Source organism: Fictibacillus sp. UD, assembly GCF_043558025.1.
GTDB lineage: Bacteria > Bacillota > Bacilli > Bacillales > Fictibacillaceae > Fictibacillus.
Genome location: NZ_JARUHH010000026.1, coordinates 1 through 17146, shown reverse-complemented (window position 1 = coordinate 17146; position 17146 = coordinate 1). Strand labels below are relative to the sequence as shown.

Below are 17146 nucleotides of genomic sequence, written 5' to 3'. Positions count from 1 at the left end.
AACGAGCGCCATACGAAAAAACGAGCGCCATACGAAAAAACGAGCGCCATACGAAAAAACGAGCGCCATACGAAAAATTCACGTTATTTCCTTAAAAAAAGGGAAATTTGTTTAGATTTCAGGATTTATGTGCTAAAATATAAGAACATGTGTACAGTTTTTCACAATATCGTACTACTAGCGTATGACCCGTTATTCCATTTGGCTAGAATAGTAGCAGGTTAGGGGCGTTTAGAGATGAAGTTAATTAATATTGGGTACGGAAATATTGTTGCTGCTCACCGGATTATTGCGGTAGTCAGTCCTGAATCTGCACCGATCAAACGATTAATCACGGTTGCGCGAGAAAAGAACATGCTGATTGATGCTACATATGGCCGCAGAACGAGAGCGGTTGTAGTGACTGACAGTGATCATGTCATTTTGTCAGCTGTACAGCCAGAAACTGTAGCTCACAGACTGATGTCAGTTGATGAGGGCTCAGAAGAAAGTTAGGTTGTGGAGGTTTTTATGGAAAAAGAAAGAGGCATTCTGTTTGTACTTTCCGGTCCGTCTGGTGTTGGAAAAGGAACTGTATGTAAAGCGCTGCGAGAACAAAAGCTGGACATTCAATACTCCGTTTCAGCCACGACTAGAAAGCCGCGTGAAGGCGAACGGCATGGGGTAGAATACTTCTTTAAATCAAAAGAAGAGTTCCTAAACATGATCGAAAATAAAGAGCTGCTCGAGTGGGCAGAATATGTTGGCAACTATTATGGTACACCGATTGAATATGTGAACCAAACGCTTGATGAAGGCAAAGATGTTATTTTAGAGATTGAAGTTCAAGGTGCACTTCAAGTTAAAAACATTTTTCCAGAAGGAGTGTTTATCTTTTTAACACCACCAAGTCTGGATGAATTAAGAAGTCGTATTGTTGGTCGCGGCACAGAAACAGAAGATTTGATCAACAATCGTATGTCTGTTGCCAAAGAAGAAATTGAACTCATGAGACACTATGATTATTCCGTTGTGAATGATGAGATTGACTCAGCTTGTAATCGAATCAAAGCGATCATTACTACTGAACATTGCCGAGTGGACAGAGTTCGTCCGAAATACGAAAAAATTTTAGGAGATGACCAATAATGCTATATCCATCCATCGACTCTCTTATGGAAAAAATAGATTCAAAATATTCCCTAGTAACACTTAGTTCTAAGCGTGCTAGAGAAATCCAGCAGTATGACAATCAACAGATCACAAAGCCAGTATCACACAAGTTTGTTGGAAAAGCTCTTGAGGAAATTCAGTCTGGCATATTAACAAAAGTTGGAGAAACACCTGAAGATTAATAGAACAGCGAAAAAATATACAACCTTGACAAAAGGTTGTTATTTTTTTGTTTAGAACATGTTTCATTAAATTTTTTAATTACATAGTAATGCTGTAAAATAGATGTGGAATGTATAAGATAAGAGCGGCGGAAGGGGTTTATTATGGAAAAGAAAAAAATATTGCTTGCCGTATCAGGCGGAATTGCTGCATACAAGGCAGCTACTGTTGCAAGCAGATTATATCAAAGCGGATATGAAGTAAAAGTAATCTTGACTCAATCTGCTCAAAAATTCATTACACCACTTACCTTTCAAACGCTGACACGGCAAGAAGTTTATACAGATACGTTTGAAGAGAAAGAACCTGCCGTTGTAAGCCATATTGATCTTGCAGATTGGGCTGATCTTGTCATGATTGCTCCTGTGACGGCAAATGTTATTGGAAAACTGGCAAACGGCATCGCTGATGATATGCTTACCACCACTCTGCTCGCAACAAAAGCAGATGTACTGATCGCACCTGCCATGAATGTGAACATGTTTAATCATCCCGCTGTAAAGAGAAACATGGAGACGCTCTCCACATTTGGCTGGCGTTTCATCGAACCGAACGAAGGACTTCTTGCGTGCGGGTGGATCGGTAAAGGGAGACTTGCAGAACCAGAAGAATTAATCGAATCCGTTCATACTTATTTTCATGAAAAGAAAGTAAACCATACAGCACCTTTAAAAGGAAAGAAAGTGCTTGTAACGGCTGGACCAACGAGAGAGGAACTTGATCCCGTTCGTTATTTTACAAATCATTCGTCTGGTAAGATGGGCTACGCAATCGCGGCTGTAGCTAAAGATTTGGGTGCTGACGTTACGCTCGTAACTGGACCTACATCGCTTTCCATTCCTGATGGTATCGCAGTTGAAAAGGTAACTTCAGCAAGAGAGATGTTTGACGCAGTGCTTTCGCGTTTCAGCGAACAAGATATAGTAATCAAATGTGCAGCAGTCGCTGATTATACGCCGACTATTGTTCATAACAATAAATTTAAGAAAAAGAACGACACGTGGACGATTGAACTGAAAAAAACGGACGATATTTTACAAGCGTTAGGCGAGAGGAAAGAACATCAAGTATTGATTGGTTTTGCAGCAGAAACAGAAAATCTTGAAAACTATGCAAAAGACAAGCTCACAAGAAAGAACTTGGATATGGTTGTTGGAAATGATGTTTCAAAAGAAGGATCAGGCTTTGGCAGTGACACGAATGAAATTATGATGATTAAAAAGGATGGTTCGATGAAAACTCTTCCGATCCTTTCTAAAGAAAAAGCGGCAAGAGAAATTTTTGAAGAAGTGATGGAATTGATGAATCGATGATAGCCGCTGTTGTGGTAGACGTTCCATCTGGAAGTGTGAATAAAACCTTTGACTACAAGGTTCCTCCTGAATGGGAGACTTGGGCAGAGCCCGGAATGAGGGTTATCGTTCCGTTTGGACCAAGAAAACTTCAAGGATTCATTCTAGAGTTGAAATCGTCATCATCAGTAAAAGGAATGAAAAACATTTCTGAAATTCTTGATCCGCTTCCTGTTCTAACTACTGAACTTATAGAGCTTGGCAGGTGGCTTGCTGAGAATACGCTAAGCTTTTACATTACGGCTTATCAAGCTATGCTGCCAGCAGCGATGAAAGCAACATATGAGAAGAGCTTTCAAGTGTTACAACCGGAAAAGTTGCCAGACATAATCGCACCTCTTCTTTCAGCAAACAATGAAATCAATGTAAGTGATGTAACAAAAGAGAATCCAGATTTATTGCAAACGCTGCAGACTCTCGCAAAAAAGGGAGTACTTGATGTTGTTTATAAAGTTAAGAACAAAGCAAATAAAAAGAAAGTAAAGTTCGTTGTAATTGCTGACAAATCATCAGCAGAAGAAACAGTGGAACAAAATCAAAAGAAAGCGGAAAAGCAAAAAGCGTTACTTTCAGAACTGCTCAACAGACCACCTGGAGAGTATCCTCTCCAAGAAATCTTAGCAGAAACAGGTGCTTCTCTTTCAACTGCCCAAACTCTTTTGAAAAAAGGAATTATTTCTATAGAAGAAAAAGAGGTTTATAGAGATCCGTTCCAAGGGCGAACCATGAAACGAACTGAGCCTCTTACTCTTACGGAAAACCAAGAAAATGCGATAAAGCCCATACTTGATTCTATCGAAAAAAACGAACACGAAACCGTGCTTCTGCATGGTGTTACCGGAAGCGGAAAGACTGAGGTCTATTTACAGTCCATTCAGTCTGTTCTCGATAAAGGGAAAGAAGCGATCGTACTTGTACCAGAGATCTCACTGACACCACAGATGGTAAACCGTTTTAAAGGACGATTCGGAAGTGCTGTCGCTGTGCTGCACAGCGGATTATCCATTGGTGAGAAATATGATGAATGGCGTAAAATTCTGCGAAAAGAAGTTTCTGTCGTTGTGGGAGCACGTTCTGCTATATTTGCACCCTTTCAAAATCTGGGCATTGTAATCATAGATGAAGAACATGAAACAAGCTATAAACAAGAGGATCATCCCCGCTATCATGCACGAGACGTAGCGATTTGGAGAGGGAAGTTTTACTCATGTCCGATTGTACTTGGAAGTGCGACACCAGCGCTAGAGACTTATGCAAGAGCTCAAAAGGGCCGTTATCAGTTAGCTGAACTGGCCAATCGTGTACATTCTAATCCGATGCCTGAAGTGACAATCGTTGATATGAGGGAAGAGCTGAAGAATGGAAATCGTTCCATGTTTTCACTTCCATTAATGGACAAGCTAAAGAACGGAATAGAAAAAGGTGAACAATCTGTATTGTTTCTTAATCGAAGAGGATATGCCTCTTTCATACTCTGCAGAGATTGCGGGTATGTAGCACAATGTCCGCACTGTGATATCTCATTAACCTATCATAAAAGATTCGGTGAATTAAAATGTCACTATTGCGGCTATAAAGAGAGTATACCGTCTGCTTGTCCATCTTGTACTTCAGAGCATATACGATTCTTCGGAACAGGAACCCAAAAAGTAGAAGAAGAGCTCGCTAAAGTACTTCCTGAAGCTCGTGTCATACGGATGGATGTGGATACAACTTCAAAAAAAGGTAGTCACGAAAAATTGTTAACAGCTTTTGAAAATGGTGAAGCTGATATTCTTCTTGGTACGCAGATGATTGCAAAAGGACTCGATTTTCCAAAGGTAACACTTGTAGGTGTACTTGCTGCTGACACGATGCTGCACCTGCCCGATTTCAGAGCTTCTGAAAAAACGTTTCAGCTTCTCACACAAGTAAGTGGACGTGCAGGCAGACATGAACTAGAAGGTAAAGTAATCGTGCAGGGGTATGATATACAGCATTACAGCATTCAGCTTGCATCAAAGCATGATTATCACACCTTTTATAATCATGAGATGCAAACGAGAAAGCTTCACCAATACCCTCCGTTTTATTATTTAGGGTTATTGACGTTCAGCCATCTGGATTTGATGCAAGTCGTCGAAGCAAGTGAAAAAGCTGCGAGTTTTCTATCAAAACGGTTATCGCCTGAGAGCTTGCTATTAGGTCCTGTAACATCGCCAATCGCACGTGTGAAGGATAGATATCGCTACCAGGTCATGATAAAATACAAAAATGAGCCGGAGCTTAGAATTTGGTTTGAAGAAATTATTGCTCATTTTCAAAAAGACAAAGATATGAAAGATCTGCAAATAACGGGGGATTTAAACGCCCAAACACTTATGTAGACAGTTAAGGAGATAATAATGACAATTCGTAAAATCGTTGAACATCCAGATCCAGTTTTAGAAACTGAATGTAAGATTGTTAATAGATTTGATAAAAATTTGAAGAAGTTAGTACAAGATATGTTTGATACGATGTATGATGCTGAAGGTGTTGGACTTGCTGCACCACAAATTGGCATAGCAGAGAGAATAGCTGTTGTAGATGTTGGTGATGAAAAAGGACAGATCGTTCTAATCAACCCTGTTGTTAAGAAAACATCAGGCAGCCAAACAGGTCCTGAAGGCTGCTTAAGCTTCCCGGGACTTTTTGGTGATGTTGAACGTCCTTTTGAGGTTACGGTAACGGCGCAAGATAAAAATGGAAAAGAATTTACTATTAAAGCAAATGATTTTCTTGCTCGAGCGATTCTACATGAAATCGATCATCTTCATGGCATATTATTCACCTCTAAAGTAATCGCCTATTACGAGAATGAAGAATTGGAGGGATAAAGACATGAAGGTTTTATTTATGGGAACACCAGACTTTTCCGTACCCGTTCTTCGTCAGTTAGTTGAAGATGGCTATGATGTGGTTGGGGTTGTAACTCAGCCAGACAAGCCAGTGGGGAGAAAAAAAGAGATTAAACAAACCCCTGTTAAAGAAGAAGCGATTAAACATGGGATTTCTGTGTATCAGCCTATTAAACTCCGTGAAGACTATGAAGAAATCATTGCTCTTAATCCTGATTTAATCGTAACAGCTGCATATGGACAGATCCTGCCAAAAGCAATATTAGAAACACCTCAACATGGCTGTATCAATGTCCACGCGTCATTGCTTCCAAAATATCGTGGTGGTGCTCCGATTCATAAGAGTATTATCGATGGAAACGACAAAACAGGTATCACGATTATGTATATGGTTGAAAAATTAGACGCAGGTGATATACTTACCCAAGTTGAAGTTCCGATCGAAGAAAAGGATCATGTTGGTTCCATGCACGATAAATTGAGCGCTGCTGGAGCTAAATTATTGTCAGAAACGATTCCTCTCCTTGTGGGAGGTAAGCTTACACCAATTAAGCAAGCTGATGAAGAAGTATCATTTGCTTGGAATATTACTCGTGAGCAGGAAAAAATTGATTGGACATTAACAGGTGAACAAATTTATAACCATATACGCGGACTTCATCCGTGGCCTGTTGCCTACACGTTTTTAAATGGACAACCCCTAAAAGTGTGGTGGGGCGAAAAACAAGAAACGTCTTCTGATGCAGAGCCTGGTACCGTAATCGGGGTTCAGGAAAAGGGTCTGCAGGTTGCGACAGGAAATAAGACGAGTATCATTATTACAGACTTGCAGCTCTCTGGAAAAAAGAGAATGTTAGCAAGTGATTATCTTAAAGGAGCAAGCATTGCAAAAGGCTTGAAATTAGGTGAGTAGAGTTGGAAAACAACATTCGGGCAATCGCCCTGGACGTTTTACTTAAAATAGAACAAAATCAGGCATACAGCAATTTGCAGCTAAACCAAACACTGCAAAATACATCCATAAAAAGTGTGGATAAAGGCCTGTTAACAAACATCGTTTATGGAACGATACAACGTAAAAATACGATTGATTTTTATTTAGAACAATTACTAAATAAGCCTATTAAGAAAAAGGATCGCTGGGTATTAACGCTGTTAAGGCTATCTATTTTTCAGATGCTATATTTAGATCGTGTTCCTGATCACGCCATCATTCATGAAGCGGTAGAAATTACGAAACAACGCGGCAATCAAGGGTTGGCAGGACTTGTAAACGGTATTCTGCGAAAATTACAGCGAGAAGGTACAGAGGCTATGGATAAAAAAGCGAGTGAGGGCTCTGAAAAAGAGGCGCTCGCATACAGCATGCCTCAATGGCTATACAATCGTTGGAGCGAACAGTTCGGTCAAGAAGATGCTAAGAATATGGCTGAATCGAATCTGCTTGCTTCACCGGTTACAGCAAGAGTGAACGTGAATAAAACAAAAAGGGAAGACGTTCTCCAGCTCCTTGAAGAAGAAGGAGTTTTGGCTGAGGAAGGAGAATTGTCTCCTGAGGGTATCATTATCAAGGAAGGTTATCTGCCAGGAACGGAAGTGTATAAAAACGGTCTTGTAACCATTCAAGATGAAAGCTCCATGCTTGTTGCCCAGGCGGTTGCTCCAGTTCCAGGTGAAAACATACTTGATACGTGCGCAGCACCTGGCGGAAAATCAACACATATGGCAGAAATGATGCAAGGACAAGGAAAGGTTGTTTCCCTTGATCTTCATGCACATAAAATTGATTTGATTAAAAAACAAGCTGATCGTCTCGGCCTTGAAAATATTGAGTCATCCGTTTTGGATGCTCGTAAAGTTTCCGAAAAGTTTTCGGCTGGAACGTTTGATAGAGTTCTTGTAGATGCACCTTGCAGCGGATTTGGTGTCATCCGCAAAAAACCAGATTTAAAGTGGTCAAAATCAGAAGAAGATGTAATGAGACTAACAACCATCCAAAGAGATATTTTAGATTCAGCTTCAGACATGGTTAAAGAAGGCGGATTACTGGTCTACAGTACATGTACTGTAGATAAGGATGAAAACGATAGAGTTGCTGATTGGTTTTTATCGAACCACCCAGAATTCGAGTGGGATCCTCATTTTGCAGAAAAAATGCCAGAAACCGTGAAATCCTATATAATGGATGGAAGATCAGACCTTCAGATCATGCCTCATTATTTTAATAGTGATGGTTTTTATATTGCAGCATACAGAAAAAAGACAACAGGTGGTGAGAAACATGCTTAAACCTTTAACAGAGAAACAAACAAAGCCGAATATTAAGCCTTCTATCTTTTCAGTAGAGCTTCATGAGCTTGAAGCATGGCTGACTGATATTAGAGAGCCTAAGTTCAGAGGAAAGCAAATCTTTGAATGGCTTTATAAAAAACGTGTATCATCTTTTGAGGAAATGACAAATCTTCCTCTAGGTTTGCGTGAAAAACTTGAAAAAGATTATTATATAAAGCCTCTTAAAGAAGTGGTCCGTCAAGAATCATCTGACGGTACGATCAAATTCTTATTTGAGCTGCAAGACGGCTATTCTATCGAGACTGTGCTTATGAGACACGAATACGGAAATAGCATTTGTGTAACAACACAAGTAGGCTGCCGTTTAGGCTGTACTTTCTGTGCGTCAACATTAGGCGGATTAAAACGAAATCTTCAAGCAGGTGAAATTGTTGCGCAAGTCCTTCAAGTTCAACGAGCTTTGGATGAAACAGAAGAAAGAGTAAGTTCTGTCGTTGTAATGGGTATTGGAGAACCGTTCGACAACTACGAAGGACTTATGTCGTTCTTGAAAATTATTAATCATGATCAAGGATTAAACATCGGTGCACGACACATTACGATATCAACTAGTGGTGTTGTACCTTACATTTACAAGTTTGCTGACGAAGGTATGCAGATTAACTTTGCGATTTCACTCCATGCACCAAACACAGAAACTAGAAGTCGTTTAATGCCTGTAAACAGAATGTATCCTTTAAATGAATTGATGGATTCTATCCGTTACTACATTAAAAAAACGGGCCGTCGAGTTACGTTTGAATATGGTTTATTTGGAAAAGTAAACGATTCAGTTGATCATGCTAATGAACTGGCTGACCTTATTAAAGATATCAAGTGTCACGTAAATTTAATTCCAGTAAACTATGTACCTGAAAGAGATTATGTACGAACTCCAAAAACACAAATATTTAAGTTCTTAGAGACGTTAACCTCAAGAGGCATTAATGCCACCATCAGAAGAGAACAAGGACATGACATTGACGCAGCATGTGGTCAGCTGCGTGCGAAGGAACGTAAAGAAGAGACGAGGTGACGGGGAAATGCAAATTGCCTTTCAAACAGACGTTGGAATGGTAAGGAAGCATAATGAAGACAGCGGGGAAGTGTTCACAAAGGGTGAACACTTTCTTGCAGTTATCGCAGATGGTATGGGGGGACATAAAGCTGGAGATATAGCCAGTCAAGAAGCCCTTAACGTAATAAAAGAAGCGTGGGGTCAGTTTGAGGAAAACATGGGCAGCGTGAAAGGCTGGATTCAAAATGTTCTCCGAGATGCAAATAAGCATATCTTTGATTTTTCTCAACAAAACCCTGAAACAAGAGGGATGGGAACTACCATTGTTGCTGCACTTGGAACGAACAGTGAGATTACGGTTGCGCATATCGGGGACAGCCGCTGTTATTTGTTTTCAAATGGTGAGCTCAAAAGAGTAACTGATGATCACTCACTCGTTCAAGAATTGGTTAAGTCTGGTCAGATTACAGAAGATGAAGCCGAGATCCACCCTCGAAGAAACATGATCATGAAAGCTGTGGGTACTGATGAGACCGTAGAAGCAGAAGTAAATCATATCATATGGAACAAAGGGGATTATCTGCTGCTTTGTTCAGACGGGCTATCCGATAAAGTATCCTTTAAGCGGATTCAGGAAGTTTTAGACTATACTGGTGAGACCGTAAATGATAAGGTAGAAAAATTAATTACGTGGGCAAAAGAGGCCGGTGGAGAAGATAACATTACTGCTATCCTTATACAGAATAGTTCTGACACAGAAACAAAAGGGGAAGCAATAACATGATAGGAAAAAGAGTCAGTGGCCGCTACAAGCTTTTAGAAGTCATTGGTGACGGCGGAATGGCCATCGTTTATCGAGCAAAAGATTTAATTCTAGACAGGGATGTAGCAGTAAAGGTTCTTCGTTCAGAGTTTAATAAAGACGAAGATTTTATCAGACGATTTAAAAGGGAAGCTGAATCAGCTACGAGTCTTGATCATCCGAACATTGTAAGTATTTATGATGTCGGAGAAGATGAAGAAATCTATTTTATTGTTATGGAATACGTGCAGGGCAAAACACTCAAACAATACATAAAAGAGCACGGAAAGATATCTGTAGAAGAATCGCTGCACATCATGAAGCAAATCGTTTCAGGAATGGCTGTCGCACATGACCATGGCATCATACACAGGGATATTAAGCCGCACAATATTTTAATAACGGAAAACGGAACAGCAAAGTTAACTGATTTTGGGATTGCTTTAGCTATTACATCTGCAACAATTACACATACAAACTCTATTCTAGGGTCCGTTCATTACTTTTCTCCCGAGCAGGCTAGAGGTGGCATTGCAAACGCTAAATCGGATATTTATTCCTTTGGAGCTGTACTCTATGAAATGATAACTGGCAGGGTACCTTTCGTAGGAGATTCACCTGTTTCGGTTGCACTGAAGCATCTTCAAGAGAATGTGATTGAACCAAGAAGGCTGAACCCTGAAATTCCACAGAGTGTTGAAAATATTGTTTTAAAGTCTCTCGCTAAAAATCCGTTAAGAAGGTATGACAGTGCTGAAGAGCTGCTAAGAGATATGAACACAGCATTAGATCCTGACCGGATGTATGAACAAAAGTGGAATGAAGAAAGTGAAGAAGATGAAAGAACAAAGTACATTCCTCCTATCGTTCAGCCAATTGAAACACAAGAAATGAACAATGTAAAAGAAGAAGAAAAAATTCCGGAAAAAACCAAGAAAAAAAGAAACTGGTGGCTTATCGTTTTACTTTCACTTCTATTGTTAGGTGGAGCTGGTATTGCTGCTTTCACGATGATGCCTTCCATTTTTTACGTTGAAGAAGTAAGCGTTCTTGATGTAGCGGGAGAAGAATATGTAGATGCGTTTGATAAGCTAAGAGCAGAAGGACTTGAAGTGAAACGTGAGGAAGTATTTGATCCTGAAATTGAGGAAGGTCATGTTGTGAGACAGGATCCTTCACCAGGTACAAAAGTAAAGCAGCAAGCAATCGTTACGTTGTATGTATCAAAAGGCCCTGAAAAGGAAAATATGCCTGATGTAGAAGGCTATAATATTGATGATGCTAAAGAACTTTTAAATGATAATGGCTTTACAAAAATCAATGTTAATTACGAAGAATCAGAAACAGAACTTGAAGGGACAGTACTCACTCAAAGTCCAGACAGAGATGAAAAGGTCACACCAGCAGAAACAACCGTGACTTTAACTGTTAGTTCAGGAACTCCTACCGTCCAAGTTGAGAACCTAATTGGAGCAACAGAGCAAGATGTTAAGACTTTTGCTGATAATGCTGGTTTAACCGTTGAGTTTTCAAGTGAATTTTCTGATACCGTTGAAAAAGGAAGAGTAATCTCACAGAAGCCTACTCCATTTACACAAGTCGAAAAAGGCGCTACCATTTCCGTTGTCTTATCAGATGGTCCAGAAGTAACGGAGGAGGAGCCGCCAGCTGATGACGATCAACCTGCAGAAGATCGCACAGTTACGAAGGATATTGAAGTAAAGCCGGATAAAAAGGACAAAAGACAGCCAGTTACTGTAAAGATTGTATATTCGGATAAAAACGCTTCAAATGCGGTTTTTGTAGAAGAGCAGATTACCGATACAAAAAAATATCAGCTACCTCTAACGATTGCTGAAGGGGGAACTGCTTCTTATGTTGTATATATCAACGGAAAAGAAAAGAACGCTGAGACAATTAAGTACGATGATGTTAAAACTGCCAATGGAAGAATGGAAGATGAGGAAGGGGACGATGGTGATTAAGCATGCCTGAAGGAAGAATTGTTAAAGCCCTCGCTGGTTTTTATTACGTTAAGGAAAATGGAAAATCAGAAGTTTTCCAATGCAGAGGCAGAGGAAACTTTCGCAAAAAGAAAGTGAATCCGTTGGTCGGTGACTGGGTAGAGTATGAGTCGACCAACATTACAGATGGATACATTCTTGATGTGAAAGAACGGAAAAATGAACTTGTCCGTCCGCCAATTGCTAACGTAGACCAAGCCATCCTTGTTTTTTCAGCAACAGAACCAGATTTTAGCACGCTTTTATTAGACCGATTCCTTGTTCACATTGAAGCAAATGATATTCTGCCTGTGATCTGTATTTCAAAAATGGACCTTGTTCAACAATCAGAAGAAATGGATGAGATTCAGAAATATATTGAAATCTACAAACAGTTAGGATACGAGGTAATTCCGACCTCAACGAAAACAGATGATAGCTTGGATTTGTTTTATCCGTTGTTCAAAGACAAAGTAACGGTCTTTGCGGGACAGTCAGGTGTAGGTAAATCATCTTTATTAAATGCTATAAATCCAGAATTAATGCTTGAAACGAATGAGATCTCAACCCATTTAGGCAGAGGGAAGCATACGACACGGCATGTAGAATTAATTCTGTTTGGAAACGGATTAGTTGCGGATACACCCGGATTTAGTTCACTGGATTTTATGAATATCGAGGCGGAAGATTTATCGATGTATTTTCCAGAGATGGATGAACTGCGCGGTGATTGTAAATTTAGAGGGTGTTCGCATACATCTGAACCGAAATGTGCCGTAAAAAAAGGTGTTGAAGACGGAGCTGTTCCAGAGTTCCGATACGACCATTACGTAAGTTTTTTACAAGAAATAAAAGATCAAAAACGGAGGTACTAATGATTAAAATAGCTCCTTCCATTCTTTCGGCTGATTTTTCGAAGTTAGGCGAAGATATTAAAGCTGTAGAAGAAGCTGGTGCAGATTACATTCATGTAGACGTTATGGACGGTCATTTCGTTCCGAATATAACGATCGGACCGCTTGTCGTTCAAGCCATTCGCCCAGTTACTAAGCTCCCTTTAGATGTACATTTAATGATTGAAAATCCTGACCGATATATCGAAGCATTTGCACAAGCGGGTGCAGACATTATATCTGTTCATGTTGAAGCAACTCCGCACTTGCATCGAACGGTTCAATTTATAAAAAAACAAGGAGTAAAAGCGGGTGTGGTCATCAATCCAGCTACACCGGTTGAACTCATTAAACACATCATCCAAGATGTTGATCTTGTTTTACTCATGACCGTAAATCCGGGGTTCGGTGGGCAAGCATTTATTGAAAGTGTTGTTCCGAAAATCAAAGAAGTTGCCGACCTTGTGAAGACACAAGGGTTAGACGTAGAGATCGAAGTGGACGGTGGAGTGAATCCGGAAACCGCACAACTCTGCATAGAAGCAGGTGCTAATGTATTAGTAGCCGGTTCAGCCATTTATGGAAAAAAAGATTTAAAGGATGCAATTCAATCCATCCGTGGTGTATAATTGAACCAAATAATAAAATAAGCAACCACAGGGGGAGTCCTTAAAAGGGCTGAGAGGGGAGTGTTCTCCCGACCCTTTGAACCTGAAGCTGGATCATACCTGCGTAGGGATGTGGAGTCGTATGACTTTTTGTATTCAAATAAGATGAATCCTAAAGCAACCGCGCTCACATGCCGGTTGCTTTTTTTATTTGCCTTTCACTTCAATCAAATTGCATGAAGGCATGAAAAAAGATTTTTGAAAAAGGAAAAAAGGAGGATAAACAATGAAGAATAACAACATTTCTTTACTAACAGAGATAGCTATTATGTCTGCTCTGTCATTGATCTTAGGCATGATTAAATTTGCTGGACCGTGGCCGCAAGGCGGGTCTGTATCTCTTGAGATGGTTCCAATCTTCTTGATGGCCTTTAGAAGAGGCTTTAAAGCAGGTGTATTTACTGGATTAGCGGTAGGCCTTCTTCAGCTTCTTGTTAACCCTTATGTTGTACACCCAGCTCAATTGGTTCTAGACTATCCGTTAGCCTTTGCTCTAGCAGGTGTTGCAGGTGCGTTTGCGCCGTCATTGGCACAAAATAAATCGAAAAGAACGATTCTAATGGTTACGGGTATCTTTGTCGGCTGTTTATTAAGAACGATCTCGCACGTTTTATCAGGAGTTATCTTCTTTAGTGATTTAGCGGAAGAAATGAACATATGGCTTTATTCATTTATGTATAATGGTTCATTCATGATTGTTATTTTTGTAATAACGTCACTTGTGGTCATTCTTTTAACAAACACGGCTCCTAAATTATTGCATGCAGCACGAAGCGGATACACCCGAGCAGCATGAAAATAAGAATCGTTGCAGGTGGCCCTGAGCATTTGATACCTGATCTAAATGCCTACCATAGTTCACCTGAGTGTGTGTGGGTAGGAGTGGACAGGGGCACATTGTATCTGATAGAAAAACATATCATCCCAAATTATGCTTTTGGGGATTTTGATTCAGTTACAGATATTGAAAAAAGAAAGATTCTGCAAACTCAGATTAATATTAATCAATATCGCTCAGAAAAAGATGCTACAGATTTGGAAATCGCTTTAGAATGGGCGTTGAATCAGAATCCAGAGGAAATCTTGTTGTTTGGTGCATCTGGAGGAAGGCTGGATCATGAGCTGATGAACATACAGCTTTTATATAAGAGCCGGCATAACTTAGCTTCTGTAAAACTAATCGATATAAAAAATGAAATCTCACTTCACATGCCAGGCAGCTACAAAATTGATCATGATGAAAAATACCATTATATTTCTTTTCTTTCACAGACTGATGAGGTAAAAGGAATAACATTGGAAGGTTTTAAATACCCTTTAAGACATGCAATTTTAAATGCTGGATCGTCATTGTGCATCTCTAATGAGCTTGTAAATAAAAGTGGTACTTATTCTTTCGACTCCGGCATAATATTGATGGTAAAGAGCCGTGATTAAAAAAAATTACGGAATACAGGCCCCAATGCACCTTTTTATAAAAAGGGGAATAAAGTATTTTATTGTTTAGCTCTTATCATTTTTTATGGGCCTGGAGGAGGGGTAAGATGAAATTTTATACCATTAAACTTCCTAGATTCTTAGGGGGATTCGTACGTGCCATCTTAGGTTCTTTTAAAAAAGGATAACAAACAAAAAAAGCGCCCAGTGCGCTTTTTTTGTTTGTGTACAGATCCTGCTGATGAATGTGGTTACTGTCGGCTTGAGCAAAAATACTGTCCATTTAGATATTATGTACGAAAAGACTCTTTTCTAAAGGCTGTTTTCTAAAAGATTGTTGCCTTCAAATATTGTCTTCTATGAAGGTTGATTGGAGTGCAAGGTGCGAGACTCCTGCGGGACAAGCGGTCAGGTGAGACCCTTATGGCGCAAAGCGGCAAGGGGCTCACCGCCTGCCCCGAGGAAAGCGAGCACCTGGAACGGAAATCAACTACTTCCAAAAAAAAACAGCAGCGGCAGCTGCTGTTTTTATTTATACACGTTCAACTTTACCTGATTTAAGGGCACGAGCAGAAACGTATACGCGCTTAGGCTTTCCGTCCACAAGAATACGAACCTTTTGGACATTAGCTCCCCAGCTTTTCTTTGATTTGTTCATTGCGTGAGAACGCTTGTTACCAGTTTTAGGTCCTTTTCCAGTAATAAAACATTTACGAGCCATAGTAGGTGAACCTCCTTTACAGCAAAAAAGCTTTGCATCAATTCAATCGTATGTTAAATACTAAATAATATTAGCATGACTTCAGAAGCAATGCAACATATTAGTGAAAGGTTTTCAAGTAAATTTCCTTGACAATACTATTTACATAGTGTGAAATGTAGTAGTCCTTTCAAAAAAGACTAATGTATAGTAAAATATTTGTTAGCCATTTAACAATTTAAAGGGGGATGTAAGCATGTCCATTGAAATGAAAACAACCTATGGTCAAATTGATATTTCTAATGAAGTGATTGCCACTATCGCTGGTGGAGCCGCAATCGATTGTTATGGAATTGTTGGCATGGCATCAAGAAAGCAATTAAAGGATGGAATAACTGAACTTTTAGGACGTGAAAATTTCTCCCGAGGGATCGTTGTTCGCCAAGAGGAAGATGAAGTACATATCGACATGTATATCATTGTAAGTTATGGAACAAAGATTTCTGAAGTGGCTCATAACGTTCAGAACAAAGTGAAATATACCCTGGATCAAATGCTTGGTTTAGCGGTTGACTCGGTGAATATCTATGTTCAGGGTGTCAGGGTGACAACCCCTTAGTTAGGAGGAAGTTTTGTGTCTTTAAAAGTATTAGACGGAAAAAAGTTTTCAAAAATGGTGCTCGAGGGCGCTTCAAACCTATCAAGAAACGCAGCAATGGTCGATGCACTGAATGTATTTCCTGTCCCTGACGGAGATACAGGAACAAACATGAACTTAACGATTACTTCTGGTGCAAAAGAAGTAGAAAAAAACACTTCTAATAGTATCGGGGCCGTAGCAAGTGCTTTTGCAAAAGGGTTACTAATGGGAGCACGAGGAAACTCAGGAGTTATCCTATCTCAGCTATTTAGAGGCTTCTCTAAATCAATTGAAGGGAAAGACTCTATCTCTGCAGCTGAATTTGCTAATGCATTTGATAAAGGTGTAGAAACAGCTTATAAAGCAGTTATGAAACCAGTAGAGGGTACAATTTTAACTGTAGCGAAAGATGCAGCTAAAAAAGCAGTAAAAGAAGCTAAAAAATCAGATGACATTCTATACATCATGAAAGAACTTGTAAAAGAGTCTAAAGCTTCCTTAAACAGAACACCAGATCTTCTGCCTGTGTTAAAAGAAGTTGGCGTTGTAGACTCTGGCGGCCAAGGTTTAGTTACGGTTTATGAAGGGTTTTTAGCAGTGCTTGAAGGTAAAGAACTGCCGAAAGTTTCTGTGAACGCACCTTCTATGGGTGAGCTTGTTAACGCTGAACATCATAAAGCACAGATGCATATGAAAACTGAGGATATTCATTTCGGATATTGCACAGAATTTATGGTAAGATTCGAAGACCAGAAAGTTAAGAAGAATCCGTTCGACGAAATTAAGTTTCGTAATGAATTAAGTGAACATGGTGATTCTCTTTTAGTGGTTGCAGATGATGACGTAGTTAAGGTTCATATTCATACGGAACAGCCAGGTAACATGCTCACATTAGCACACCGTTATGGCAGCTTAATTAACATTAAGATTGAAAACATGCGTGAACAGCATTCAGCGATCTTAGAGAGCGAAAATGAAGTGGTTCCTTCTTATTCACAACCTGTTTCTGAGAAAAAGAAGGAATATGGTATTGTTACGGTTGCGATGGG

19 protein-coding genes and 1 riboswitch are annotated in these 17146 nt (G+C 39.7%); of the genes, 18 read left to right on the top strand and 1 reads right to left on the bottom strand.

All coding sequences use genetic code 11. The features are described from left to right. The first annotated feature begins 237 nt into the window (after positions 1-237). The 16 genes from remA (at position 238) to spoVM (ending at position 14945) form a co-directional block, all read left to right on the top strand. Complete coding sequence (gene remA / locus P8610_RS20135) at positions 238-495, top strand: extracellular matrix/biofilm regulator RemA (protein WP_066240628.1); 258 nt, start codon at positions 238-240, stop codon at positions 493-495. A 15-nt stretch (positions 496-510) separates the two neighbouring features. Then, positions 511-1128 carry a guanylate kinase gene (gmk, locus tag P8610_RS20130; RefSeq protein WP_289495748.1) on the top strand — a complete coding sequence of 206 codons (618 nt, stop codon included), beginning with the start codon at positions 511-513 and terminating at the stop codon, positions 1126-1128. Then, complete coding sequence (gene rpoZ, locus P8610_RS20125) at positions 1128-1334, top strand: DNA-directed RNA polymerase subunit omega (RefSeq protein WP_289495747.1); 207 nt, start codon at positions 1128-1130, stop codon at positions 1332-1334. Before gmk ends, rpoZ begins: the two co-directional genes overlap by 1 nt. Before the next feature lie 141 nt (positions 1335-1475). Further along, positions 1476-2687, top strand: a complete 1212-nt coding sequence (gene coaBC, locus P8610_RS20120) for a bifunctional phosphopantothenoylcysteine decarboxylase/phosphopantothenate--cysteine ligase CoaBC (RefSeq protein ID WP_394605949.1) — start codon at positions 1476-1478, stop codon at positions 2685-2687. Then, positions 2684-5092 carry a primosomal protein N' gene (priA, locus tag P8610_RS20115; protein WP_394605948.1) on the top strand — a complete coding sequence of 803 codons (2409 nt, stop codon included), beginning with the start codon at positions 2684-2686 and terminating at the stop codon, positions 5090-5092. The genes coaBC and priA overlap by 4 nt, the downstream gene beginning before the upstream one ends. 18 nt (positions 5093-5110) lie before the next feature. Next, positions 5111-5584 (top strand): peptide deformylase, encoded by a 474-nt coding sequence (def, locus tag P8610_RS20110; protein ID WP_394605947.1) that lies wholly within the window; start codon positions 5111-5113, stop codon positions 5582-5584. A gap of 4 nt (positions 5585-5588) precedes the next feature. Beyond that, complete coding sequence (gene fmt / locus P8610_RS20105; RefSeq protein ID WP_394605946.1) at positions 5589-6518, top strand: methionyl-tRNA formyltransferase; 930 nt, start codon at positions 5589-5591, stop codon at positions 6516-6518. Between the two features lie 2 nt (positions 6519-6520). Beyond that, positions 6521-7894, top strand: a complete 1374-nt coding sequence (rsmB, locus tag P8610_RS20100) for a 16S rRNA (cytosine(967)-C(5))-methyltransferase RsmB (RefSeq protein WP_394605945.1) — start codon at positions 6521-6523, stop codon at positions 7892-7894. Then, positions 7887-8972 (top strand): 23S rRNA (adenine(2503)-C(2))-methyltransferase RlmN, encoded by a 1086-nt coding sequence (gene rlmN, locus P8610_RS20095; RefSeq protein ID WP_289495742.1) that lies wholly within the window; start codon positions 7887-7889, stop codon positions 8970-8972. The genes rsmB and rlmN overlap by 8 nt, the downstream gene beginning before the upstream one ends. Before the next feature lie 7 nt (positions 8973-8979). Continuing rightward, a complete protein-coding gene (locus P8610_RS20090) occupies positions 8980-9738 on the top strand; it encodes a Stp1/IreP family PP2C-type Ser/Thr phosphatase (protein ID WP_394605944.1) in 759 nt (252 codons plus the stop codon). Further along, complete coding sequence (pknB, locus tag P8610_RS20085; RefSeq protein ID WP_394605943.1) at positions 9735-11741, top strand: Stk1 family PASTA domain-containing Ser/Thr kinase; 2007 nt, start codon at positions 9735-9737, stop codon at positions 11739-11741. Before P8610_RS20090 ends, pknB begins: the two co-directional genes overlap by 4 nt. Before the next feature lie 2 nt (positions 11742-11743). Further along, positions 11744-12634, top strand: a complete 891-nt coding sequence (gene rsgA / locus P8610_RS20080) for a ribosome small subunit-dependent GTPase A (RefSeq protein ID WP_394605942.1) — start codon at positions 11744-11746, stop codon at positions 12632-12634. Further along, a complete protein-coding gene (rpe, locus tag P8610_RS20075; RefSeq protein ID WP_394605941.1) occupies positions 12634-13281 on the top strand; it encodes a ribulose-phosphate 3-epimerase in 648 nt (215 codons plus the stop codon). Before rsgA ends, rpe begins: the two co-directional genes overlap by 1 nt. A gap of 20 nt (positions 13282-13301) precedes the next feature. Further along, positions 13302-13408: riboswitch (TPP riboswitch) on the top strand. 138 nt (positions 13409-13546) lie between these two features. Next, complete coding sequence (gene thiT, locus P8610_RS20070) at positions 13547-14116, top strand: energy-coupled thiamine transporter ThiT (protein ID WP_394605940.1); 570 nt, start codon at positions 13547-13549, stop codon at positions 14114-14116. Continuing rightward, positions 14113-14757, top strand: a complete 645-nt coding sequence (locus P8610_RS20065; protein ID WP_394605939.1) for a thiamine diphosphokinase — start codon at positions 14113-14115, stop codon at positions 14755-14757. The genes thiT and P8610_RS20065 overlap by 4 nt, the downstream gene beginning before the upstream one ends. Positions 14758-14864: 107 nt before the next feature. Continuing rightward, the gene (gene spoVM / locus P8610_RS20060; protein WP_066240671.1) at positions 14865-14945 is read left to right on the top strand and encodes a stage V sporulation protein SpoVM; all 81 of its coding nucleotides are present in this window, start codon (positions 14865-14867) and stop codon (positions 14943-14945) included. A 344-nt stretch (positions 14946-15289) separates the two neighbouring features. Here the strand turns inward: spoVM and rpmB are convergent, their stop codons facing one another. Next, positions 15290-15478, bottom strand: a complete 189-nt coding sequence (gene rpmB / locus P8610_RS20055) for a 50S ribosomal protein L28 (protein ID WP_066240673.1) — start codon at positions 15476-15478, stop codon at positions 15290-15292. 235 nt (positions 15479-15713) lie between these two features. On the opposite strand from rpmB, the gene P8610_RS20050 reads away from it, so the two are divergent. Further along, positions 15714-16076: an Asp23/Gls24 family envelope stress response protein gene (locus tag P8610_RS20050; RefSeq protein ID WP_066240675.1), complete on the top strand. Its 363-nt coding sequence runs from the start codon at positions 15714-15716 to the stop codon at positions 16074-16076. A gap of 15 nt (positions 16077-16091) precedes the next feature. Continuing rightward, positions 16092-17146, top strand: a 1055-nt coding sequence (locus P8610_RS20045) for a DAK2 domain-containing protein (RefSeq protein WP_394605938.1), incomplete at its 3' end; no start/stop codon positions are given.